We start from the raw sequence: 23,066 nt of genomic DNA, 5'->3' as shown, positions 1-23,066 counted from the left end.
CTTCCATCGCGCCCTGTGGTTTTGCATCCGCCGGAGCTGGTTAGCGCTTGGCTTGATACGCGGGAATGAACTGCGTCTCCACCGCCTTGGCCAGCTGATCCGGTGGGAGCAGGCCTTGGTCGAGCAGGAAGTTGTTGAAGGCTAGCCGGTCGAACTTCTTGCCCAGGGCCAGTTCGGTGCGCATGCGCAGTTCGAGGATGCGGGTGTAGCCGTAGAAGTAGCTGCCGGCCTGGCCGGGCGCGCGGACGGTGTAGCGGTCCAGTTCCTGGCGGGTCATGGCCGGCGAAAGGCCGACGTCGTCTTCCAGCACCTGGCGCGCGCGTTCTCGGTCGATCAGGCCCAGGTTGAGCATCGGGTCGAGCATGGCACGGGCGGCGCGCAACAGGCGGAACTGCAGGGCGATGAGCTGGCCGTCGAGCGGCTCGTAGGGCACCATTTCCGCTTCGGCATACAGCGCCCAGCCTTCGACGTTGACCGAGTTGAAGGCGAACATGCTGCGCGCCAGCGAGACGCCGCGTTCGACCATGGCGGTGAACTGCAGTTCGTGGCCAGGGCGGCCTTCGTGGGCGCTGAGCGTCCAGGCGGCCGAGCCGAAGTTGAAGTCGTCGTACTGCTCCTTCTTGGCGCCATCGGCGGTCGGGTTGCCCAGCGGCAACACGAACTGGCCCTGCTGGCCGGTATTGCCGATCAACGGGGCCGGCAGGAAGTGCGGGGCCGGTTGCGCGGCGCTTTCGGCGGCGCTGCCCAGGCGCATCTGCATCGGGCGGTTGGGTACATCGACGATGCGCTGCTGGCGGATGATCGGGTCGATCTGATCGATCACGCCGCGGTAGTGGGTTTCCAGCTGGTCGTCGGCGATCGTGTTGCCCTTGAGGGCGCGGATCACCTGCGCATAATTGCCGCCCTGCACGCCCTTGGCCTTGGCCACCAGCGGCGCCAGTTGGCGCATGGCCGAACGCGTCTCCATGAACTCCAGCTGCGCACGCTGGATCAGCTGCTGTGGGGCGATATCGATCCCGACCTGCTTGAGCTGGAAAGCGTAGAGCGGCTCGGGCAGGCGGGTGTCCTTGCGCGCCTTGGGCAGCACGGTGCTGCGGGTCCAGGCGGCGTAGTCCTTGAGTTGCGTTGACATTGCCTTGAGCGCTTCGTCGGCGCCGGCGATCTTGTACTTGGCGAACAGCTCGCCAATACCGGCGACGTAGGTGTCCACATTGGCCAGTGCCTGCTCCACTTCACGCTGGGTGGGCTGCAGCAGGGTCTTGTTGCTCAGCTTTTCCTCATAGCGCTGGCGCGCCAGCGTGGTGGTCGGCGTGCTTCCCGGTACCAGGCCGACGTAGCGCTTGAGGCGGTCCAGCGCCTTGGCGCGGCGCTCGGGCACGGTCTGGTCGGAGAGCAGACCGTTGAGACCACTGAAGACCGCCTCGGGAGCATCGCTCCAGGGCAGCAGATACCGCTCGTTGAGTTCGCTGCCTTCGATGTTCTGCTCGGCCGCACCGATCATGATCTGCAGGTCCTGGCGCACGTTGGCATCGCGCTCGGTGGTCAACTTCGTTTGCAGCGCGGCGCGCGCCTTGCGCATGGCATCGCGATAGCGCGCGGCGTTGTCCGGGCCGAGGTCGACGACCTGGTCGTCGTAGCCGGGCACACCGAAGAAGCTGGCATATTCGGGCTGGAACGGCGCCTGCGCATTGAGCAGGATCTGCGCATAGCCGTTGCTGGTCTGCACCCAGGCCGGGCTGGCGGATAGCTTGGCGGTGCTTTGGTTGGTCTGCGCCTGCAGCGGCAAACAGGTGCCGAGCGCCAGAGCGACGGCAATCACAAGAGGCTTCATCGAGAAGATTCCAACAGGGCGATGCGCGACCGTACGCGGAGCACGCGGCGCCGACAACCTGCCGAAGGTCATCGTGCCTGCTGACACAGTCCATCTCCTCGCCGCACACGAAGAATCGATGCCAGGAGACAGGCGAAGCGATTCATACATTGAGCGGGAAAACAGAAGACTGGCCCCATCACAGATGTGGCGCTACGCACCTGCTTTCACACGCTTACTACAGAGGCCAGCTGCACGCATACCGACTTTGACTTACCATAGATAGAACGTACACTTCAAGAATCAGCACTCAAGGACTTGTCATGAAACGCTGGATAGGGATGTTTGCAGTTCTTCTGTTCACTCAGGCGGGTAGCGCAGCGGGACAAAGTATTTATCGAGAGCTGGCATGCCGCAGCAATGACCCCTTTGTTTTTTTGTACCCAGGGGTGCAAAGACGAGGACAAAAACTGGACGCCGATTGACCCGATCTCCGGAACCTGGCTCGCTGTGCCAGGCTACTGCCCATGGCCAACGAGCACGGGGCCCTGTTGCGTCGGGAATGTCTGCTTCAAGGTGTGGACACAAACTGCCGTCACCGCAGTCGGCCAGTACATGAATATCTGTCCCTATGCGAAGAAGCAGGGCCAGTGGAAAGGAAAGCAACGGCCTGAGAAAGTTCCGTTTGACCATTAACCGGCGCCTTCCGGATACCGCTTGGTTCGAAGTGCAGTAAGCGCGGGTGTCTTGCGAGCGCTGCACTCTCACCACGCTCAAGTCTGCATCCAGACACGAGCGCTGCTTTATACAACGGTCACCCGGCTTCAACACTATGTATGAAGCCGTCTATTATTTTACTGAATAGAAAGTTTGAATCTCTGACCAAGGAGTAGTGGTCATTCCCTTTTTTTCCGCAGCTTTCGTCAGTCTTGAACAGACATATTCAATCAGACATCGGGGCCCCAAGATGATCCCAAGCAGCGTTTAATAAACGCTTCGGCAGTCTTGTAACGATGCAGTGCCGCGGCGCCCGACAACCCATGCTTCGCGCCGGGATACGTCATCAATTCGAATGGGGTGCCGCGTTGCTGCAGCGCGCTCATCAGCGCGGTGGAATTGGTGAACAGCACATTGTCGTCGGCCATGCCGTGGATCAGCAGGAGCTTGGCGCGCAGGCCATCCAGATGCGTGGCGATGCGTGCGTCGCGGTAGCCTGCGGCGTTGCGAGCCGGCAGATCCATATAGCGCTCGGTGTAATGCGTGTCGTACAGGCCCCAATCGGTGACCGGTGCGCCGGCCACGCCGCAGGCATAGGCGTCGCTGTGCTTGGCCAGCAGCATCAAGGTCATGTAGCCGCCATTGGACCAGCCCTGCACGCCGATGCGCTTGGCATCCACCCAGGGCTGTTGCTTGAGCCAGGCCACGCCTTGCAACTGGTCGTCCACTTCCACCGTGCCCTGCCTGCCGTACAGCGCGCCACCGAACGCGCGCCCGCGCCGCGGAGTGCCGCGATTATCCAGCGAAAACACCACATACCCGCGCTGGGCCAGGTACTGGTCGAACAAGGCATCGCCGCGGCTGGGCCAGGCATCGAGCACGGTCTGCGCTGCCGGGCCACCGTACACGTAAACGATGACCGGGTAGCGCCTGGCCGGATCGAAGTGCTCCGGCTTGGTCAGCCGGTAATGCAGCGGCGTCTTACCGTCGGCGGCGGTGAGCGTGCCGAATGCGATCGGGCGCTGCGCATCGCGGTAGTTGGCGTACGGATGCTGCGGATCGCTCAGGTCGTTCTTCAGCAGTGTGGCGATCTTTTCGCCACTGGCGCGGAACAACTCGATCTGCGGCGGCGTAGTGGTGTTGGACCAGGTATCGACGTACACGCTGACGTTGTTGGCAAAACTGGCTGCGTGCGTGCCGTTGGTGGCGGAACGCTTTTCGATTGTGCCGCCGGCCAGGGGTATGGCGTAAAGATGCGTTTGCGTAGGCCCGTCCTTGCTTGCGGCGAAATACACCGTGCCGGCCTGCTCGTCGACGGCGAGCAGGGCATCGACCACCCAGTTGCCGGAGGTCAGCGGCGTCAGCGTGCGGCCGTCTTCGGATGCAAGATACAAATGCGCGTAGCCGCTGCGTTCGGAGTTCCAGACAAAGCGGCCGTCCTTGAGAAACCGCAGGTCGTTGTGGAGCGGCACCCAGGTGGGCGAGGTTTCGGTGATGAGCGTGCGCTGCGCACCGCTGGCCAGCGTGGTCTCGATCAGCTCGAGGGTTTTCTGGTCGCGCGACTGCCGCTGGAAGGTCAGGCGCTGTGCATCGCGCCAATCCACGCGCGCCAGATAGATGTCCGGGTTCCTGCCCAGGTCGATCCAGCGTGGGGTCGCCTTGGCGCGCGGTGCGATCACACCCAGCTGCACCGCTACATTCGGCTGATCGGCCTGCGGATAGCGCTGGCTGATCACCTCGGTGTGGTCGGCATACACTTCCGGGCGCTTTTGCACTGGCACCTGCGCTTCGTCGATGCGCGCAAAGGCGATCGCCGAGTCGTCCGGCGCCCACCAATAGCCGGTGTGACGATCCATTTCTTCGTCGGCGACGAATTCGGCCACGCCATTGCCGATGGTCTCGCTACCATCGTGGGTGAGCTGCAGCGCATTGCCACTGGCCAACTCGATCACCCACAGATTGCGCTCACGCACGAAGCTGACGAAGCCGCCCTTGGGTGAGAGCTTGGCGTCGGTGGCGAAGCCTTCGCCGTGGGTGAGTTTGCGTACCGCAGCCGCGCCAGTCTTGCGCAGGTCGTACAAATACAACTCGCCACCAAGCGGGAACAGCAGCGCATGCGCGTCCGGCGCCCATTGGTAATCGACGATGCCGGTGAACGCGGCGATGCGCTGACGTTCACGGCGGGCTTTTTCGACATCGCTCAGGACCTCGGTGCCGGGCAGCACGACCTTGGAATCGACCAGCAGGCGCGTCTGGCCGCTGGCGATGTCGTATTCCCACAGATCTAGCTGATTGCGATCGCTGTCCTTGCCGCGCAGGAAGGTCACGCGCGAGCCATCCGGTGCCACCTTGGGCTTCATCAACGTGGGACCGGAAAGCGGCAACGGGCCGGTGATGGCCTCCAGGGTGAGTTTTTCGGCGTGGGCCATGGGAATGGTGCTGAGCATGAGGGCAAGGGTGACCAACAGGGCGCGCATCGATGATCCGGTCTGACGACTGCGCACAGGATGCGGGGGTGTTGTGGATTTGAGAAGCGCGGCGATCCTGGCGTTGGCCGCTCAGGCGTGCGCGCGTTGGGATTGATGGTGCCGGGGATGCGCATGCATCGCGAGATGTCTGTGGACGGTGGGGACTAACGCGTCGCTACGTATGGCGAGGGAGCGCAATTGGGGTCGCTGTCAGTCTCCGGCGATGCCGTACCCTCACCCCAACCCCTCTCCCGTGGGAGAGGGGCGCATGCCGCCCCGTTGATGTGCCGCGCGCATTTGATGCGCGTGTACTGTTACGCATCCGCGCCTAAGACGTTGCTTCAACGCTTGCCGAACAGGTGCTTGCGCTCTTCATCGCTGAGCGGCTGGCCCGCATTGGGATTGACCTGCTCCTTGAGCGCGTAGGCGCGCTGGGTCGCCGGGCGCGCGGCGATGGCGTCGTGCCAGCGCTTCAGATGTGGGAAGGCGGCGTAGTCGGGCTTGAGGTCGCCATACACTTCGATCCACGGATAGCTGGCCATGTCGGCAATGCCGTAGTCGTCGCCCGCCAGGAAGGCGTGGTCGGCCAGGCGCTTGTCGAGCACGCCATGCAAGCGGTGCACCTCGGCGTTGTAGCGCTCGATCGCGTACGCAATCTTTTCCGGTGCATAGACGTTGAAGTGACCCATCTGGCCGCTCATCGGGCCCAACCCGCCCATCTGCCAGAACAGCCACTCCAGTGCAGCGATCCGGCCGCGGGCATCGCGCGGCAGGAAGCGGCCGGTCTTCTCGGCCAGATACAGCAGGATCGCGCCGGACTCGAACACGCTCTGCGCACCGCCGCCATCGGCCGGTGCATGGTCGACGATGGCCGGCATCTTGTTGTTGGGCGAGATCTGCAGGAATGCCGGTTCGAATTGTTCGCCCTTGCCGATGTTGACCGGCTTGAGGGTGTACTGCAGCCCGGCCTCTTCCAGAAACAGCGTGACTTTGTGCCCGTTCGGCGTGGGCCAGTAGTACAGATCGATCATCGTGCGCTCCAGTCAAAAGGTGGGGTCGTTGCGGCAGATATGACAAGGCGGCTGCCCAGCATGCAGGCGTCGAACTCGCAACGCAGTTGCGCCTGACGAATCCGCTTGCCGGTTGCGCAATCAAGGCTCGCGTCCGCTAGGTCGGTGCCATCGCATCTCGAGGGACGCCGCCATCCTGGCGCGATGGTAAGGCCAAGCGTTTGCGCACGGATGCTTTGCACGCCTCGCTCGGTGGAACGATGTGTGACGCAATAGGGTCGCGGCCGATGCTGCAGTGCAAATTGACTTCGTTAAGGCTGCACTAACAAATGCTCGATTGTTCCATTGACCTTTGCCTGCCCCGCCTGGGGTCGGCCTTATCTTCTGTTTGGGGAAGCAACTACCGTGAGAGAGACTCGCACCCTGCCGCGCACGCGGCGCTTGACGTCTGCCCTGCTGTTCGCCTTGTCGACTCCGCTGGCCGCGCAGACCGCGCCGGCGCCGCAATCGGCATCCACTGTCCCAGGTTCCAGTCAGGCCGACCCCGCCACCCTCGATACCGTCCAGGTCAGCGGTATTCGCGGCAGCCTTACCTCGTCCATGAACGTCAAACGCGATGCGCAAGGCATCGTCGACGGCATCGTGGCCGAAGACATCGGCAAGTTCCCCGATACCAATCTGGCCGAATCGTTGCAGCGCATCAGCGGTGTGTCGATCGACCGCTCGCTGGGCGAAGGCTCGCGCGTCACCGTGCGCGGCGTCGGCCCGGAATTCAACCTGGTGCTGTTGAACGGCCGCCAGATGCCGGGCGCCAGCATCGAAGAATCCAATGCCTCCAACTCGCGTGCATTCGACTTCGCCAACCTGGCGTCCGAGTCGATCACCGGCATCGAGGTGTTCAAGACCAGCCGTGCCAGCACGCCCACCGGCGGGATCGGCGCGACCATCAACATCAAGACCGCCCGGCCGCTGGATAACCCCGGCATGCATGCCAATGTGGGCCTCAAGGGCGTGCACGACTCTTCCAACGAAAACCTGCCCGACCGCCTGCAGGGCGATTCGCTGACGCCGGAAATCTCCGGCATCTTCAGCAACACCTCGGCCGACGGACGCTTCGGCGTGTCGCTGAGCGGCAGCTACCAGGAACGCGACTTCGGCTACAGCCAGGTCGGCGTCCCCAATGGCTGGCGCGCATTCCGTGGCGATTCCACCGCCTACGGCACCATTCCGCAGCCGGGCACACCGGGTTCTGAAAACATCGTCAACCGCCCCGGTCCGAACGATATCTATTCGGTGCCGCAGAACCTCAACTACCGCGTGGTCGGCGTCGAACGCCAGCGCACCAACGGCCAGTTGACGCTGCAGTACAAGCCGCTGGACAACATCACCACCACGCTGGATTACACCTACTCGGAAAACAAGATCCAGCAGCAGCGCAACGAGATGTCGGTGTGGTTCAACTACGGACCGTCCGCCAGCGCCTGGACCAAGGGACCGGTCGCAGGTCCGATTACCTATTCTGAAATCGTCAATCCGCCCACCAGCGATCTGGCTACCGCCGGCTCCCAGGCCGCCACGCGCAACCAGAACAAGTCGCTGGGTTTCAATGTGGATTGGGCGGTGAACGATCAGTTCAAGCTCAACTTCGACATCCACCGCTCCACCGCCGAAGCCGGCGCGGACAGCCCGTATGGGTCGAGCAACTCGCTGGGCGTATCCGGCTTCTACCGCGGCACCTCGGTGGTGGATTTCAGCAAGGATTTCCCGGTGTTGCAGCAGCAGCTTGGCTTCGGGCTGAATGGCCTGGACCCGTCGCGCACGCTGGTCACCGGCTCGGCGTTTCGCAATAGCTACATGAAATCGGAAATCGATCAGGCGCAGGTCAACGGCGACTTCACCTTCGAAAACTATTCGCAGTTGAAGTTCGGCATCGGCAGCACCGAGGTCAAGAATCGCTCGGCATTTTCCAATGTGCAGCGCGACACCTGGGGCGGCAACGGCACCGCGGCCGATTATGCGGACGACCTGTGGATTCCCAGCTCGTTCGCGCAGTACTTCGATGCGATCGACGGCAGCGGCAATCCGGCGCAGTTCAACCAGCTGTTCCTGTTCGACTTCGAGCGCGTGCGCCAGGCCGCTGCGCAAGCCGCTGGCGATGAGTCGCTGTACCGCATCTCGCCGGTGTTCACCACCGACCGCCGCGTGACCGAAAAATCCAAGAACGCCTACCTGCAGTGGGGCAATAGCTGGGACGATCTGCGCGTGCCGATCAGCCTGGCCGCCGGCGTGCGTTACGAAGAAACCAAGGTCCAGGCACAGGCGCTGGTGCCGGTGGCCGTGGGCATCGACTGGGTTGCCAACAACGAGCTGCCGATCCGGCTGGCCGACTCGGCGTTCTCCGGTGGCAGCGGCAAGTACGAATACTGGCTGCCCAGCCTGGACCTGAGCTTCAAGCTGCGCGAAGACCTGGTGCTGCGCGGCAGCTACGGCGAGACCATCGGCCGGCCCGGCTGGGGCGACATCCAGGGCGGGCAGACGCTCAACCAGATCGGCCGCATCGAAGGCGGCTCCGGCCAGGAAGGCAATCCCGGCCTCAAGCCATTGCTGTCGCACAACATCGACCTGTCGCTGGAGTGGTATTACGGCGAGGCGAGCTACGCCTCGGTGGGGTTCTTCCGCAAGAACATCGACAACTACGTCGGCGTCACCACCCGCAACGACACCTCGCTCGGCCTGCACACGCCGGTGGGCGGCGCCTACTGGAACCAGGCGCTGGCCAATGGCTGCGCCACCGCCGACCTGACCTGCATCCGCAACTACATCTTCCGCAACTTCGCCGGCCAGCCCGGCGTGGCCCGCGGAACCGACGACACCAATGGCAATGCCACCGGTACGATCAGTGGGCAGCCGGGCGACCCGATCGCCAACTTCTCCATCACCGCGCCGGCCAACCAGCGGTCGGCCTCGCTGGATGGTTGGGAATTCAACGTGCAGCACATGTTCGGCCAGAGCGGCTTCGGCGTGTCGGCCAACTACACCAAGGTCGACTCCGGGCTCACCTACAACAACTACGTGATCGGCGAGCAGTTCGCGCTGGAAGGGTTGAGCGATTCGGCCAACCTGGTCGGCTTCTACGAGAAGGGACAGTGGCAGGTTCGTGCGGCCTACAACTGGCGCGACGAGTTCCTGGCTGCGCGCTTCGACGGCAGCGGCCTGCCCAACCCGGTCTATACCGAAGCCTATGGTCAGCTGGATCTGAACATCGGCTACAAGTGGACCGACAACCTGTCGCTGAGCCTGGAAGCGATCAACCTCACCAACGAAATACAGCGCCAGCATGGCCGGCAGAAGAACGAGATCATCTATGCCACCCAGACCGGCCCGCGCTACATGCTGGGTCTGCGCTACAAGTTCTGGTGATGCCGCTTGGGCGATGCAGGACTGACTGCATCGCTACAGCAAGCCGCACGTTCCCCGGCAGCCTGGCTGCCGGGGAACGTACACGGCCGTTGCACCTGCCCAAGGACGTGAACGCATCCGGGGCTTGCCGTGCAGTGGCGATTCGTTGAAGCATGGGCCACGCGCCCCGCGTGCTGTGCCTATCCCCCATGAACAATGCTGTGTTGTTGAACAATCTCGATCACCGCGATCTGCGCGTGATCACCGCACACGGCGCCGCCTACGGCGATGACGTGATGTCGGCTGCGACCTTTCCGCAGGAATTTCGCCAGTTGCAGGCGCAATACCCCATCGTGTTCCATCGCAGCGGCGAGCGCAGTTTCCAGCCGCTGGCGTTGCTGGGATTACGCCTGGGCGAAAACCTGTTCCTGGATGGCGCGCGTTGGGATGCGCCCTATGTCCCGCTGGCGATTCAGCGCCAACCGTTCCTGATCGGCGAACAGCCCGATGGGCCGATGGTGCATGTGGACCTGGACAGCCCACGCGTCAGCAGCACCGAGGGCGAGTTGCTGTTTCGCGAACACGGCGGCACCACCGAATTTCTCGACCACATCAGCCAAGTGCTGCGCACGCTGCACGATGGCCTGGTGGCCAGCACGGCATTCGTCGAACGTGCGCTGCGTTACGACCTGCTCGAACCATTCGTGTTCGAAGCCACCTTAAACAACGGCCTGGAATGCCGCCTGGCCGGGCTCTATGTCGTGCACGAAGAACGCCTGCGCGCACTCGATGACGCGGCGCTGCTCGAACTGCACCGGCATGGCGATCTGGAACCGCTGTACATGGCGGTGGCCTCGATTGCGCAATTGCGCCATCTGCTCGAACGCATGAACCGCCGTCATGCCGGCTGAGCCACGCGCCATCCACGAGCGTCACGGCCTGGACCCGCAACGGCTGGACCCGGCCATCCTAAGCTCCACCGCGCCGCTGGTGCTGCGCGGGCTGGTGCGCGACTGGCCACTGGCCCGCGCCGGTGCCAGTTCTGCGCAGGCCGCTGCCGCCTACCTGCGTGGCTTCGACCGCGGCGAGGCGGTGGTGGCGCAGGTTGGACCACCGGAGATCGGTGGGCGCTTCTTCTACAACGCGGACATGAGCGGCTTCAACTTCCGTCCCGAACGCGTGCCGTTGGGCGTGGTGCTGGACACCTTGCTGCGCGACCTGGATAACGCGCAGCCACCGGCCATCTATGTCGGCTCCACCACGCTGGACACCTACCTGCCCGGGTTGCGTGCGCATCACCCCATCGCGCTGCCGCAGGGCGAGCCGCTGGCCAGCATCTGGATCGGCAACCGCACCCGCATCGCCGCGCATCAGGACCTGCCCGACAACCTGGCCTGCGTGGTCGCCGGGCGACGCCGTTTTACCCTGTTCCCGCCCGATCAGCTGGCCAATCTCTACATCGGCCCGCTGGATCTCACCCCGGCCGGGCAGCCGGTCAGCCTGGTGGATATCGCCGCACCGGACCTGCAGCGTTTTCCACGCTATGCGCAGGCGCTGGACCACGCCCTGGTTGCCGAGCTGGCGCCGGGCGATGCGCTGTTCATTCCCAGCATGTGGTGGCATCACGTCGAGGCACTGGAGAGCTTCAACGTATTGATCAATTTCTGGTGGCGGCAGAGCCCGGCCTACATGGATTCGCCGATGAACGCGCTGATGCTGGCGCTGTTGACCATCCGCGACCTGCCGACCGAACAACGCGCCACCTGGCAGGAGGTGTTCCGTCACTACGTGTTCGAGTCCGACGACAGAACCGCCGCGCATCTGCCCGATGCCGCGCGCGGTGTGCTGGCCCCGATGGACGATGCCCGTGCGCGCAGCCTGCGTGCACGGCTGCTGCAACGCTTGAATCGCTGAGGATTTGACCATGCCCGACACCACGCCTTCGGACCCGCACCAGCGCCCGGTACGCCGCGTCGTCATCGCCGGTGGCGGCACGGCCGGCTGGATGGCGGCTGCAGCGCTGTCGAAATTGCTGGGCCGGCACCTGCACATCACCCTGGTGGAGTCCGACGAGATCGGCACGGTGGGGGTGGGCGAAGCTACCATCCCCAGCCTGGTCACCTTCCACCGCTTGCTGGAAATCGACGAAGCCGCCTTCATGGCCGCCACCCAGGCCACCATCAAGCTCGGCATCGCCTTCGAACACTGGCGCGATGTGGACCAGCATTACATCCATTCCTTCGGGCATGCCGGGACCGACCACTGGAGCGCCGGGTTCCAGCATTTCTGGTTGAAGGGGCGCCAGCGCGGGGTGGCGCGCGACTTCGGCGACTACTGCCTGGAACTGCGTGCGGCGCAGGAAGGCCGCTTCGCGCATCTGCCCAATGGCGGCATGAATTACGCCTACCACCTGGACGCCGGGCTGTACGCGCGCTTTTTGCGCCGCTTCAGCGAAGGCTTCGGCGTCACCCGCGTCGAAGGCCGCATCGGCCAGGTGGAGACCGATGCGCAGAGCGGCTTTCTCACCGCACTGACGCTGCAGGACGGCATGCGGGTGGAAGGCGACCTGTTCCTGGATTGCACCGGCTTTGCGGGCCTGCTGATCGGCAAGACGCTGGGCGTGGGCAGCGACGATTGGTCGCGCTGGTTGTTCGCCGACAGCGCGTTGGCGGTGCAGACCGAATCGGTGGGTCCGCCGGTGACCTACACCCGTTCGCGCGCCGACCAGGCCGGCTGGATGTGGCGCATTCCGCTGCAGCACCGGGTGGGGAACGGCATCGTGTATTCCAGCCGCTACATGGACCAGGATGGCGCCCGCGCGGTACTGGAACGCAACCTCACCGGGCGCGCGCTCACCGAACCGCGGCCGCTGCGCTTCACGCCCAACCAGCGCCACCGCGTATGGGAAAAGAACTGCGTGGCGCTGGGCCTGGCAAGCGGGTTCCTGGAGCCGTTGGAATCGACCAACATCCATCTGATCCAGCGCGGCATCATCCGCCTGCTGCAGACCTTTCCGCAGGTGATCAACGCTGTCGACATCGCCGAGTACAACCGTCAGGCGGCCCAGGAGATCACCCACATCCGGGATTTCGTGATCCTGCACTACCACGCCACCGATCGCCGCGACACGCCGTTCTGGCGCGACTGCGCGGCCATGGACATCCCCGATTCGCTGCGCCACCGGGTGGAGTTGTTCCGCCAGAGCGGGCGGGTCTTCCATCAGGCCAACGAGCTGTTCGCCGAGAACTCCTGGGTGCAGGTGATGCTGGGCCAGGGGGTGGTGCCGCAACAGCACCACCCGGTGGCCGACCTGATGGGCGATGCGGAGCTGAGCCGCTTTCTGGAAACCATCCGCACCCGGGTGGAGGCGGCGCTGGTGCGGTTGCCTGCGCACGCGGACTTCCTGCAGCGCTACTGCCCTGCCCCGCCGCTGCCCGAACCGGCCGCACGCGTGCCGGCCCCGCCGGTCATGGCAACCCCGGCGGGATAAATTTCGGCGATCTGCAGCGCAACCCTTGGCTCAGACCGCCCCAGCAATGCTAGATTGCGGCATTGCCGTCCATTGCGGGAACAATGGCCGGCGCTCGCCGCAGCAACGTTATCTTTCGCACTCGGGGTAAGGGGGACGCATGTTGGATCTGACACAGGGCCGTATGGCACGCCGGATCGCGCCGGTCATTTTGCTGGTTGGCCTGGCCGCCTGCTCCAAGCAGGAAGACAAGGCCGCCACCGCCACGCCGGCGACCGGCGCCACACCGGCGGCAACGGCACCCACGCCGGCCACGGCGGTCTCGCCGCAGGTGCAGTCGATGGCTGCCGAACAGTTGCGCGAATCGGCCACCAAAGCGCTGCAGGACAACCGCATGTACGCCCCGGCCGGCGACAACGCGGTGGAGTACTACCTGGCCTTGCGCGAGAAGCAGCCGCAGGACGCCACCGTCAACAGCGCGCTGACCGATCTGCTTCCCTATACGCTGATCGCCGCCGAACAAGGCATCAGCCGCGAAGAATTTCCCGAAGCGCAGCGTTTGATCGCGTTGATCGAGAAGGTCGACCCGCAGGCACCGGCACTGCCACGCCTGAAGAGCGGCCTGGAAACCGGCATGAAGACCGCCGCCAACCGCTCCGAGCAGGATGCCGAGCAGGCCAAGAAGCAGGTCGAGGACAAGGCCAAGCAGGCGGCCGAGCAGAAGCGCCTGGCCGAGCAGCAGAGCCGCGAGGCCGCCGCTGCCCAGCAGATTGCCGCCCAGCAGGAAGCGGCCCGCCAGCAGACCGCCGAGGCCGAGCGCCAGGCGGCTGCGCGGCGTCAGGCCGAAGCGCCGGCCCCCACACCGGCGGCCCCGCGTCCGGCGCCGCCGGCGGCCGCTGCAGCCGCACCGGCCGCGCAGTCGCTGCGTCCGATCAGCACCCCGGCACCGCGCTATCCGGCCGAAGCACTGCGTTCGGGTACCTCCGGCGAAGTGCTGGTGGAACTCACGGTCGGTACCGACGGCTCGATCACCGCCTCGCGCGTGCTGCGCGCCAACCCGCCGCGCGTGTTCGACCGCGAAGCCCTCAACGCGGTCAAGCGCTGGCGCTTCGAACCGGTGGCCGCACCGGTGACCACGCGGCGTACGCTGTCGTTCAATCCGGGCGATTGATGCCTGCGTCGTCGATGATATGGAAACGCAAAGCCCGCAGCGATGCGGGCTTTTGCGTTGTGGCGATGGTGCAGCGTCGGTGTTTCGCGTTGGAGGGTGCCGCAGGGACTTGCAGCAAACAGCCACCACGCAACAACCTCAGCCCGAAATCGCCAGGCGCCCCTGGTGATACCGGCGCACTGCCGCATACCACAGCAATGCCGCCACACCGAAACCGGCCAGCAGATACACCGCCCAGGTCTGTAGGTTGATGGTCTCGTGGCGGATCACCTTCAACAGCATCTGGTTCTGCGCCAGAAACGGCACCGCAAAATGCCATAGCTGCGTCTTCAGCGGATAGGCCATCAATGCATAGCCCGGCAGCATCGGCAGCAGCAGCAGCCAGGTCATATGCGCCTGCGCTTCCTTCATGCTCTTGGCGGCCGCGGCCAGATAGGTCAGCAGCGAGGTGCCGACAAACAGCATCGGGACCAGGATGAAGAGCATCTGCAACATCGGCACGAAACCGACATTGAGCTGGCGGCCAAGAGTCGACGTGGACAACTGCGCACTCAGCTTGAAAGCGAGCAAGGTGAGCAACAACGACACCATGCCGATCACGCAGGCCGCGGCGATCTTGCCGCTGACGATGGCGCTGCGCGGCGCAGGCGTGGCCAGCAACGGCTCCAGCGACTGGCGTTCGCGCTCGCCAGCGGTGGCGTCCAGAATCAACGACGCGCCGCCCAGAAACGAGGTGATCACCAGTAACACCGGCAGCAGCATCGCCATCATCTGGCCGCGCTTGGCTTCGGCAGTGGCCAGATCTTGCGCGGCGACTTCCAGGGGCCTGGACACCTGCGCGTCGATACCGCGCGCCAGCAGCCGCAAGGCGCCGACCTGCTGGCTGTAGCCGGTAAGCGCGGCCTGCAAGCGCATGCTCGGCACATCGGCCTCGCGGCGGGTGCTGTCCTTGATGATCTCCACCAGCGCCGGCCGGCCTGCGCGCCAATCCTCGGCGTAGCTGTCGCTGATGCGCAGTGCCACATCCACATCCTGGTTGCGAATCGCCGCGGTCAGATCGGTTGGCGCATCCACGGCATTGAGTCCCTGCGCGGCCAGAAATCGCACCAGATTCGGTGCATTGCTGCGGCCGAGCGTGGGGATCTCCAGCGGCTTGTCGATCTGCGTGCGCACGCGGCTTTCGCTCAGCGCGCCCATGCCCAGGATCAGGATCGGGTACAGCAGCGGCGACAACAGCAACGCCAATGCCAGGGTGCGCCGGTCGCGCGAGATGTCGCGCAATTCCTTGCGCAGCACGGTCCACAGCGTGGACAACAACGATGCGGTGCTCATGCGTGCAGCCCCTCGTCCGAGCCGATCGCCTTGACGAAGGCGTCTTCCAGATTGTGTTCACCGGTGGCATCACGCAATTCGTCGGCGCTGCCGGACGCCACCACTTTGCCCTTGGCGATGATGACGATGCGGTCGCACAGCGCGGCGACCTCCTGCATGATGTGGCTGGAAAAGATCACGCAGCGCCCCTCCGCACGCAGTTGCTGCAAGAAGCCGCGCATGGCGCGGGTGGTCATCACATCCAGGCCGTTGGTGGGCTCGTCCAGGATCACGTTGCGCGGGTCGTGCACCAATGCGCGCGCAATCGCGGTCTTGGTGCGCTGGCCCTGGCTGAAGCCTTCGGTCTGGCGGTCGAGAATGTCGTCCATGTCCAACGCGCTGGCCAGCAGCTGCGTGCGCTGGGCGATCTGGCTGCGCGACATGCCATGCAACTGGCCGAAGTAGGCAATGTTCTCGCGTGCGGTCAAACGCTTGTAGACGCCGCGTGCGTCCGGCAACACCCCGAGTGCGCGGCGCACCGTCACCGGGTCGCGGGCGGCATCCACGCCATCGACCGTGACGCTGCCCTGATCGGGCGCCATCAACGTGTAGAGCATGCGCAAGGTGGTGGTCTTGCCGGCGCCATTGGGGCCGAGCAGCCCGGTGATCTGGCCATCGGCGGCGCTGAAGCTGACCCCGTCGACGGCTTTCACCAGCCCGGTCTTGGTCTTGAACGACTTATGCAGGGTATCGACGACGATCATGCAAGCGCCTCCGTGGCGTGGTCGATGCGGCTCATGGTTCCCATCCGTTGAACGAGGTGAAGGCGGGCACGGTGTTGAGGCTGGCAACGCAGGTGGTATCCAGCGCCTTGGCATCGGCGGTCTGCATGAACTGGCTCAGCACCTTGGGCATGCAGCCCAGCCGGAACACGCCATGCCCCTGCCCGGGCGCAATCACATGCCGGCCGTTGGGCAGTCCCTGCAGCACGCGCTCGGCATAGCGTGGCGGTGTGACCGGGTCGAGCGCGCCGGAGAGCAGCAACACCGGCAACGTGGAGCGGAACGGGGCGCTCGCGGCAGCCGGGGCCGGCTTGGAGGGCCACACCTTGCATGGTGCGAAGAACATCTCGGCGACCGCGTTGCCCAGCAACGTGGTGTCCTGGCGTGCGGGTGGGTGATAACGCCCGGCATCTTCGCTGCACAACACCGACCATTGCATCAGGCGATTCATCCGGTCGGACATGCCCGATGCGCTCATCTGCGCCAAGGCCATCAACGAGGCGTAACGGCCTGCGGCAGCTTCGTCCAGCACCAACGGTAGCAACGATGCGGTTTCCGGCGCATACGAGAAACCGAACGCCAGGCCGGCCACGGTGTCGGCAGTGACCTGTTCGTGGCGTAAGGCACCGGTGCGCGGGTCGCGGTAGTCCACCGCCACCGGCGCCTGCCGCAGCCGCTCGACCACCTGGCGCAACTGCGTGGCGGTATCCACTGGAAAGCGCTTGGCACATGCAGGCTGCTGGCGGCATTGCGCAGACTGCAGCGCGATCGCATCTTCGAAGGTGCGCGCGAACTCGCCGCCGATCACCAGATCGTTTGGCGCTACGCCATCGATCACCACGGTGCGCGTGTGCTGCGGATAACGCGCGGCATAGTGCTGCGCCACGCGCGTGCCGTACGAGGCACCGATCAGATTCAGCGTCTGCACGCCCAGCGCTGCGCGGACCGCATCCAGATCGCCGATGGCTTCGCTGGTGGTGTAGTAACGCGGGTCGGCGTCGTTGCGCAAACCGTCGGCGCATCGGGCCGCATACGCAGTCAATTGCTCGGCTGTGGCTTCGCTGCTGTTGTCCAGCGCCAGCGGCTTGCCGGCCGCGTCGCGACACTCCAGCGGATGCGAGCCACCGGTGCCGCGCTGATCGACCAGAAAGATGTCGCGCTGCTTGCGCACTTCGTGCAGCCCCATGTCCACGATCGCCGCGACCTCAGTGGCCGATTGCCCAGGCCCACCGGCGATGAAGAACACCGGGTCCTGCGTGCTGCCGCCGCCGGCGTCGCTTTCCAGCCAGGCGATCTTCAACGCGATGCTGCGCCCGCTCGGCGCGGCCGGATTTTCCGGCACGCGCAAGCTCGCGCATTGCGCTTCGATGTTGCCGGCGGCGCTGCCCGAGCTCAGCGTACACGGGGTGAACAGCAGCGTGCCGTAACGATTGCCCGCGGCATTGCCGGGCGGGTGGTTTACGGCAGGCTGCGGCGCACTCGTAGCCGGCGTTGTCGGGGTGGAGTTTCCTGCAACCTCGTTTACTGCCGCTGGCGCTGCAGCGCGCTGGCATCCGGCAGCCAGCATCGCGATCAGCACTGTCGCCACCATTGTGGATTGCTTGACCATCGTCGTCCTCTCTCCTGGTATTGCCTGTCCCTCTGACGTTGCATGCGGCCACACGTGACCGCGGCAACTAATGCCCGTCTTCGTAAAGAAAAACATGCTCGATCGATTCCCCAAACAAGCGTGCGATACGGAACGCCAGCGGCAGGCTGGGATCGTATTTTCCGGTTTCCAGCGCATTGATCGTCTGCCGCGACACACCCAGCCGTTCGCCAAGCTCCCCTTGCGACCACCCATTGGCCTCGCGCAATTCGCGCACGCGGCTATTCATTCAAAACGACGCGCGTGGATGCTTTTGGTGATACCATAGATGGCGCACAGCAAGGGAAACACCCACAGCATCGCCGCGCTCGCCGGAACATCGATCAACTCGGCGGCCTGCAGAAATCCGGCCGTCATGTACGCACCGCTGACCAGCCCGGCGGCAATGGCGATCGCTTCCAGCTCGATCCGCCGTTGCATTTCATCAGAATCGCGCACGTAACGCGCCACCGCACGAATGACCAGTACCACCAGCACTGCCGGCAGCAGGGCGATCAACACCCGCGCCCAGTTGGACCCGACATGCCCAAGCAGAAAGCGCCAGAACAGCATCACCAGCACGTACAACAGCATCGGGATGCCGAATTCGCGGTAATACCGTTGCGCCAGCATAGGGCGGGTGCTGTCGCGCATGCTGCCGCGCGTCAGCCACATCGGCACCGACAGCAGCATGCATGATCCACCGATGCCGGCGCTGAGCCCGGCAAGGTAGTTGTTTAACGGCAGCACCTGCCACAGACCGAGCAGCCCAGTGCCGAGGAAGACCAGTCCCACGCAGAACAGCAGCAGCGCCTTGCGTTTGCAGCTTGTCATTTGCACGGCCCCGGCACAGCCATGACGCGCGCTGCCCGATCGCTGCGCGCATGCCCGGCAACCGTGCGCACAGCGCATCGCGTTGCGCGGTCATGCCTGCATTCCATTTGCCTGTGCCGCCGCCGCATCTCTGTCGCCTGTCAAGTACGCTTGACAGGCAAGATGCGCCCACTGGCGCTTACTGTCAAGCACCCTTTACACATTCGAACGCGGTTTTCCGCATCCGTCTTCATTGCTGGCCCAAGCGGCGAACACCCGTCGCAGGACGCCGGCTGGTAGGTACAGACGACGCACAGCCGCCGCAGCTTACGCGCGGAACATCCCGATGCCGAGCCGCGGCCGCGTTCGCATGGCGGCTGCCCAGCTGTGCTGCTGGCCTCGCTGCATCACGCCGCATGTCGGCAGTGGTCTGCCGCGCATGCGTTACGCTGCAGGCTCGAACTTCAGCAGGAGCGACGATGCGTTCAAATGTCTTGTTGGCAGCAGCGCTGTGCTGCGCAGCGACCTCTGCCATGGCGCAGCACGCAGCGCCGCGCACGATCCAGCTGGATCTGGCCACGGCTGGCGCGCCGGTCGATCGTTTCTACGACCTGTCGGTTGGCTCGGATTTCCCCGGCACGCTAATCCGCAGCGATACCCAGGCGCATCTGGTGCCTGCGGTCCACGAGCTGGGCTTCCGTTATCTCCGCTTCCACGATGTGTTTCATGACGTGCTCGGTACCGTCAAAACGGTAGACGGCAAACTGGTCTACGACTGGACCAAATTGGATCAGTTGTACGACGCGCTGCTGGCCAAGCGGATTCGCCCGTTCGTCGAATTGGGCTTCACCCCAAGCGCGATGAAAACCTCAGAGCAGACGTTGTTCTACTGGAAGGGCAACACCTCGCATCCGGATCCTGCCAAGTGGACGCAGTTGATCGATGCGTATGTGCGCCACATCCGCGCGCGCTACGGTGCCGAGGAAGTGCGCCAGTGGTATTTCGAAGTGTGGAACGAGCCCAATCTGAAGGATTTCTGGGAGAACGCCGACCAGCAGGCCTACTTCGATCTGTATGCGAACACGGCGCGCACCATCAAGGCGATCGACCCGCAATTGCGCGTCGGCGGCCCATCGACGGCAGGCGCCGCCTGGGTACCCGAGTTACTGGCCTTTGCCGCCAAGAACACGCTGCCGATCGATTTCGTCACGACACATACCTATGGCGTGGATGGCGGGTTTCTCGATGAAAACGGCAAGCAGGACACCAAGCTGTCCGCATCGCCGGATGCCATCGTCGGCGATGTGCGACGCGTGCGCGCACAGATCCAGGCCTCGCCGTTCCCGGACCTGCCGCTGTACTTCACCGAGTGGAGCAGCAGCTATACGCCGCGCGATTTCGTCCACGACAGTTACATCAGCGCGCCGTACATCCTGACCAAGCTCAAACAGGTGCGAGGCCTGGTGCAGGGCATGAGTTACTGGACCTATACCGATCTGTTCGAAGAGCCCGGCCCACCGCCGACGCCATTCCACGGTGGATTCGGGCTGATGAACCGCGAAGGCATTCGCAAGCCGGCCTGGTTCGCCTACAAATACTTGAATGCACTCAAGGGCCGCGATGTACCACTCAGCGATACGCATGCGTTGGCCGCGGTGGACGGCAAGCGTGTGGCCGCGCTGGCGTGGGATTGGCAGCAGCCGGTGCAGGCAGTGAGCAATACGCCGTTCTATACCAAACAGGTGCCAGCCACCGACAGCGCGCCGCTGCGCGTGCGCATGACCCATGTGCCTGCCGGCACGTACCAGCTGCAGGTGCGCAAGACCGGCTATCGGCGTAACGACCCGTTGTCGCTGTACATCGACATGGGCATGCCCAATGACCTGGCGCCGCGTCAGTTGACGCAGCTGCAACAGGCCACGCGCGATGCCCCCGAGCAGGATCGCCGCGTGCGCGTGGGCGCCGACGGCGTGGTCGAGATCAACGTGCCGATGCGCAGCAACGATGTGGTGCTGCTGACGCTGGAGCCGGCGGCGCGCTGAGCGTAGAAGTCGGGATGCCACGCGTTAGAACGACGGGGCGCGACACGCCCATGCAGGCCGTGCCGCGCGCATGGACCGCAACCGGCCCAGAGTGAGCGCAATTGTCTGTCGGCCGCGCTTACTTGAGATAGGTCTTGAGGATGGCGGTGATGTCATCCACCGCCAGCTCACGCTCGCCCGGTGCCTCGGGTGCGGCGACATGATGCTTCAGATGCTCGCTGAGCAACTCGACCATTAAGCCTTGCGCCGCACCGCGGAACGCGGCGACCTGGGTCAGCAGCGCGGTGCAGTCCACGTCCTGTACCAAGGCCTTTTCCAGTCCTTCCACCTGCCCGCGGATCCTGCGCACGCGCGCGAGCAGTCTGGATTTGTCCTGATTGAGATGTGCCATCGATATATACCCCCCAGGGGTATTTAAGATACCCTGTGGGGGTACCTTAGCCAGAGCCACCGCCGATGTCGATCACGCACGCCGCGCCGCATTGCGCCCAGTCGCACACCTTTGCCAGCGCCAACCCGCTCGCCGAGCGCAGCACCCGCAAGGCGGTGATCCTGACCGTGCTCATGATGGTGGTGGAGATCGTGGGCGGTTGGACGCTCAATTCCATGGCCCTGCTCGCCGACGGCTGGCATATGAGCTCGCACGCGCTGGCGCTGGGACTGGCGTTGTTCGCCTACCGCTTCGCGCGGCAGCATGCTGGCGATGTGCGCTTCACCTTCGGCACGTGGAAGGTCGAAGTGCTGGGCGGTTACACCAGCGCGATCCTGTTGCTGGGCGTGGCCGGGCTGATGGCATTCCAGTCGGTGGAACGCTTGTTCACGCCCAAGCCCATCCAGTATCAGGAAGCCACCCTCATCGCAGTGATCGGCCTGCTGGTAAACCTGATTTGCGCGTGGTGGCTGCGCGATTCGCATGCACATGGCCACGCGCACGGGCATCATCATGGTCACGCGCATCCGGCTCACGGCCATGCGCACACACACGACAGCCATGGTCATGGTCATGGTCATGGTCATGGTCATGGTCATGGTCATGGTCATGGTCATGGTCATGGTCATGGTCATCGCCAGGATGCGCACAGCGATCTCAATCTGCGCGCGGCATATCTGCATGTGGTGGCCGATGCCGCGACCTCGGTGCTTGCGATCGTGGCGCTGGTTGCCGGCATGCACTGGGGCGTGACCTGGCTGGATCCCATCATGGGCATCGTCGGCGCTGTGCTGGTGACCGTCTGGGCCTGGGGGTTGCTGCGCAGCACCGGCCGCGTGTTGCTGGATGCGGAAATGGACGCACCGGTGGTGGCGGAAGTGAAGCAGGTCATCGCCGAGCTTGGGCATGCGATCGACATCGCCGACCTGCATGTCTGGCGCGTCGGCGGCGAGCGTTATGCCTGCGTCGTCAGTCTGGTCACTGCGGCCGACATCGATGCGGAGCTGGTGCGTGACGCACTGCAGATTCACGAGGAACTGGTGCATGTCACGGTCGAGCTGCAGCGCCCGGCGCTTCTAGACGCTGCCGGCTAAAACCGCAGCAACTTGGCATCACACGCTGCAGGCCGCAGCACGCCTGCAGACACAGGCGGCATCGACGCGCCGCCTGCAGGCCACCTCAGACCTTCGGCGGCGTGGAGCTGACGTATTTCTCGCGGCGGATCTGCGCACTCGGCAGGCCGGCGGCTTTGAGCGCTTCCAGGCAGGTGTCCACCATGTCCGGGTTGCCGCACAGGTAGGCGATGTCGTGCGCGGCATCGGGCGCGAACTCGGCCAGATGCTGCTGCACGTAGCCGTGCCGCACATCGGCGTGCGGCTGGGCGGGCACGTCGCGCGAGAAGCACGGTACGTAGCGGAACTGCGGATGCGCATCGGCAAACGCGCGGAAGTCGTCGCCGTACAGCAACTCGGCCGGGGTGCGTGCGCCCTGCAGCAACACCACCTGCACACCGCGGGTGGCGATTGCCTCGGCCAGCAGCGGCAGCATCGAGCGGTACGGGGTGACGCCGGTGCCGGTGGCGATCAGCACGTAACGCTGGTTGTGATCGCCCGCCTGCAGGCAAAAGCGCCCGTAGGGCCCGCTTGCCTGCAACTGGTCGCCAATTTCCAGGCCCTCGAACAAGGCCGTGGCCGAGCCGCCGGGCACGAAGCTCACCGCGATCTCCACTGCCTCGCCCGGCCCCAGCGCATGATCGTGGATGGTCGCCAGCGAATAGCTGCGCTTGGTCGGCGTGCCATCGGCGTAGTCGAAATGGATCTGGATGAACTGGCCGGGCTGGAAATCCAGCGGCTGCCCGTCGTCACGGACGAACTGACAGTGGGCCACGGTGGGCGCAATCATGCGCCGGTCGACAAGCTTGAGGGGGAATTGAACGGGCACGAACGTATTTGGGACAGTCTGTGATCGGGGCAAACCCCAACGGGCTTCTATAATAACGGGCTGCAACTCGCTGCGC

Annotated in this window: 18 protein-coding genes; 8 read left to right on the top strand and 10 right to left on the bottom strand. The window is 64.5% G+C overall.

Features of this window, described 5'->3' with window-relative positions; genetic code table 11:
• Nucleotides 1-40: 40 nt before the first annotated feature.
• The gene (locus tag J7367_RS02295; protein ID WP_057660692.1) at nt 41-1,831 is read right to left on the bottom strand and encodes a DUF885 domain-containing protein; all 1,791 of its coding nucleotides are present in this window, start codon (nt 1,829-1,831) and stop codon (nt 41-43) included.
• 302 nt (nt 1,832-2,133) lie between these two features.
• On the opposite strand from J7367_RS02295, the gene J7367_RS22190 reads away from it, so the two are divergent.
• Entirely contained in the window at nt 2,134-2,295 is a 162-nt protein-coding gene (locus J7367_RS22190; protein ID WP_244672246.1) for a hypothetical protein, read from the top strand.
• 462 nt (nt 2,296-2,757) lie between these two features.
• Here the strand turns inward: J7367_RS22190 and J7367_RS02285 are convergent, their stop codons facing one another.
• Nucleotides 2,758-5,004 carry a S9 family peptidase gene (locus J7367_RS02285; protein WP_057660693.1) on the bottom strand — a complete coding sequence of 749 codons (2,247 nt, stop codon included), beginning with the start codon at nt 5,002-5,004 and terminating at the stop codon, nt 2,758-2,760.
• Nucleotides 5,005-5,336: 332 nt separating this feature from the next.
• The gene (locus J7367_RS02280) at nt 5,337-6,026 is read right to left on the bottom strand and encodes a glutathione binding-like protein (protein WP_007965057.1); all 690 of its coding nucleotides are present in this window, start codon (nt 6,024-6,026) and stop codon (nt 5,337-5,339) included.
• A 384-nt stretch (nt 6,027-6,410) separates the two neighbouring features.
• On the opposite strand from J7367_RS02280, the gene J7367_RS02275 reads away from it, so the two are divergent.
• The 5 genes from J7367_RS02275 to J7367_RS02255 all read left to right on the top strand — a co-directional run bounded on the left by J7367_RS02275 (nt 6,411) and on the right by J7367_RS02255 (nt 14,044).
• Entirely contained in the window at nt 6,411-9,425 is a 3,015-nt protein-coding gene (locus tag J7367_RS02275; RefSeq protein WP_057660695.1) for a TonB-dependent receptor, read from the top strand.
• Between the two features lie 188 nt (nt 9,426-9,613).
• On the top strand, nt 9,614-10,315 hold the full coding sequence (locus J7367_RS02270) for a SapC family protein (RefSeq protein ID WP_033481139.1): 702 nt from the start codon (nt 9,614-9,616) through the stop codon (nt 10,313-10,315).
• Nucleotides 10,305-11,318, top strand: a complete 1,014-nt coding sequence (locus tag J7367_RS02265) for a cupin-like domain-containing protein (RefSeq protein ID WP_057660698.1) — start codon at nt 10,305-10,307, stop codon at nt 11,316-11,318. Before J7367_RS02270 ends, J7367_RS02265 begins: the two co-directional genes overlap by 11 nt.
• A gap of 10 nt (nt 11,319-11,328) precedes the next feature.
• Entirely contained in the window at nt 11,329-12,894 is a 1,566-nt protein-coding gene (locus J7367_RS02260; RefSeq protein WP_057660701.1) for a tryptophan halogenase family protein, read from the top strand.
• Between the two features lie 139 nt (nt 12,895-13,033).
• Nucleotides 13,034-14,044 (top strand): energy transducer TonB, encoded by a 1,011-nt coding sequence (locus tag J7367_RS02255; protein ID WP_057660704.1) that lies wholly within the window; start codon nt 13,034-13,036, stop codon nt 14,042-14,044.
• 138 nt (nt 14,045-14,182) lie between these two features.
• On the opposite strand, the gene J7367_RS02250 is transcribed toward J7367_RS02255, so the two are convergent.
• The 5 genes from J7367_RS02250 to J7367_RS02230 form a co-directional block, all read right to left on the bottom strand.
• Nucleotides 14,183-15,376, bottom strand: coding sequence for an ABC transporter permease (locus tag J7367_RS02250; protein ID WP_057660707.1), 1,194 nt, complete (start codon nt 15,374-15,376; stop codon nt 14,183-14,185).
• Nucleotides 15,373-16,119, bottom strand: a complete 747-nt coding sequence (locus J7367_RS02245) for an ATP-binding cassette domain-containing protein (protein ID WP_057660711.1) — start codon at nt 16,117-16,119, stop codon at nt 15,373-15,375. The genes J7367_RS02250 and J7367_RS02245 overlap by 4 nt, the downstream gene beginning before the upstream one ends.
• A 31-nt stretch (nt 16,120-16,150) precedes the next feature.
• The gene (locus J7367_RS02240) at nt 16,151-17,746 is read right to left on the bottom strand and encodes an alpha/beta hydrolase (RefSeq protein ID WP_057660715.1); all 1,596 of its coding nucleotides are present in this window, start codon (nt 17,744-17,746) and stop codon (nt 16,151-16,153) included.
• A 67-nt stretch (nt 17,747-17,813) separates the two neighbouring features.
• Nucleotides 17,814-18,014, bottom strand: a complete 201-nt coding sequence (locus J7367_RS02235) for a helix-turn-helix transcriptional regulator (RefSeq protein WP_022560258.1) — start codon at nt 18,012-18,014, stop codon at nt 17,814-17,816.
• Complete coding sequence (locus J7367_RS02230; RefSeq protein WP_007965075.1) at nt 18,011-18,598, bottom strand: hypothetical protein; 588 nt, start codon at nt 18,596-18,598, stop codon at nt 18,011-18,013. Before J7367_RS02230 ends, J7367_RS02235 begins: the two co-directional genes overlap by 4 nt.
• Nucleotides 18,599-19,056: 458 nt before the next feature.
• Between J7367_RS02230 and J7367_RS02225 the strand changes: the two genes are divergently transcribed.
• Nucleotides 19,057-20,619, top strand: coding sequence for a beta-xylosidase (locus tag J7367_RS02225; protein WP_057660718.1), 1,563 nt, complete (start codon nt 19,057-19,059; stop codon nt 20,617-20,619).
• A 118-nt stretch (nt 20,620-20,737) separates the two neighbouring features.
• On the opposite strand, the gene J7367_RS02220 is transcribed toward J7367_RS02225, so the two are convergent.
• Nucleotides 20,738-21,010: a metal/formaldehyde-sensitive transcriptional repressor gene (locus tag J7367_RS02220; protein ID WP_022560260.1), complete on the bottom strand. Its 273-nt coding sequence runs from the start codon at nt 21,008-21,010 to the stop codon at nt 20,738-20,740.
• A 65-nt stretch (nt 21,011-21,075) separates the two neighbouring features.
• Between J7367_RS02220 and J7367_RS02215 the strand changes: the two genes are divergently transcribed.
• Nucleotides 21,076-22,143: a cation diffusion facilitator family transporter gene (locus J7367_RS02215; RefSeq protein WP_209028894.1), complete on the top strand. Its 1,068-nt coding sequence runs from the start codon at nt 21,076-21,078 to the stop codon at nt 22,141-22,143.
• Between the two features lie 85 nt (nt 22,144-22,228).
• On the opposite strand, the gene J7367_RS02210 is transcribed toward J7367_RS02215, so the two are convergent.
• Nucleotides 22,229-23,056: a ferredoxin--NADP reductase gene (locus J7367_RS02210; RefSeq protein WP_161797553.1), complete on the bottom strand. Its 828-nt coding sequence runs from the start codon at nt 23,054-23,056 to the stop codon at nt 22,229-22,231.
• Nucleotides 23,057-23,066: the final 10 nt, after the last annotated feature.

Origin of the sequence: Xanthomonas sp. D-36-1 (genome assembly GCF_017746155.1) — a bacterium.
Lineage (GTDB): Bacteria > Pseudomonadota > Gammaproteobacteria > Xanthomonadales > Xanthomonadaceae > Xanthomonas > Xanthomonas cissicola.
This window is presented reverse-complemented; position numbering and strand designations above follow the sequence as displayed.

Coding starts and splice junctions, on each gene's coding strand:
- J7367_RS02295 (WP_057660692.1), bottom strand. CDS start 1,831: ATGAAGCCTCTTGTGATTGCCGTCGCTCTGGCGCTCGGCACCTGTTTG.
- J7367_RS22190 (WP_244672246.1), top strand. CDS start 2,134: ATGAAACGCTGGATAGGGATGTTTGCAGTTCTTCTGTTCACTCAGGCG.
- J7367_RS02285 (WP_057660693.1), bottom strand. CDS start 5,004: ATGCGCGCCCTGTTGGTCACCCTTGCCCTCATGCTCAGCACCATTCCC.
- J7367_RS02280 (WP_007965057.1), bottom strand. CDS start 6,026: ATGATCGATCTGTACTACTGGCCCACGCCGAACGGGCACAAAGTCACG.
- J7367_RS02270 (WP_033481139.1), top strand. CDS start 9,614: ATGAACAATGCTGTGTTGTTGAACAATCTCGATCACCGCGATCTGCGC.
- J7367_RS02265 (WP_057660698.1), top strand. CDS start 10,305: ATGCCGGCTGAGCCACGCGCCATCCACGAGCGTCACGGCCTGGACCCG.
- J7367_RS02260 (WP_057660701.1), top strand. CDS start 11,329: ATGCCCGACACCACGCCTTCGGACCCGCACCAGCGCCCGGTACGCCGC.
- J7367_RS02255 (WP_057660704.1), top strand. CDS start 13,034: ATGTTGGATCTGACACAGGGCCGTATGGCACGCCGGATCGCGCCGGTC.
- J7367_RS02250 (WP_057660707.1), bottom strand. CDS start 15,376: ATGAGCACCGCATCGTTGTTGTCCACGCTGTGGACCGTGCTGCGCAAG.
- J7367_RS02245 (WP_057660711.1), bottom strand. CDS start 16,119: ATGATCGTCGTCGATACCCTGCATAAGTCGTTCAAGACCAAGACCGGG.
- J7367_RS02240 (WP_057660715.1), bottom strand. CDS start 17,746: ATGGTCAAGCAATCCACAATGGTGGCGACAGTGCTGATCGCGATGCTG.
- J7367_RS02235 (WP_022560258.1), bottom strand. CDS start 18,014: ATGAATAGCCGCGTGCGCGAATTGCGCGAGGCCAATGGGTGGTCGCAA.
- J7367_RS02230 (WP_007965075.1), bottom strand. CDS start 18,598: ATGACAAGCTGCAAACGCAAGGCGCTGCTGCTGTTCTGCGTGGGACTG.
- J7367_RS02225 (WP_057660718.1), top strand. CDS start 19,057: ATGCGTTCAAATGTCTTGTTGGCAGCAGCGCTGTGCTGCGCAGCGACC.
- J7367_RS02220 (WP_022560260.1), bottom strand. CDS start 21,010: ATGGCACATCTCAATCAGGACAAATCCAGACTGCTCGCGCGCGTGCGC.
- J7367_RS02215 (WP_209028894.1), top strand. CDS start 21,076: ATGTCGATCACGCACGCCGCGCCGCATTGCGCCCAGTCGCACACCTTT.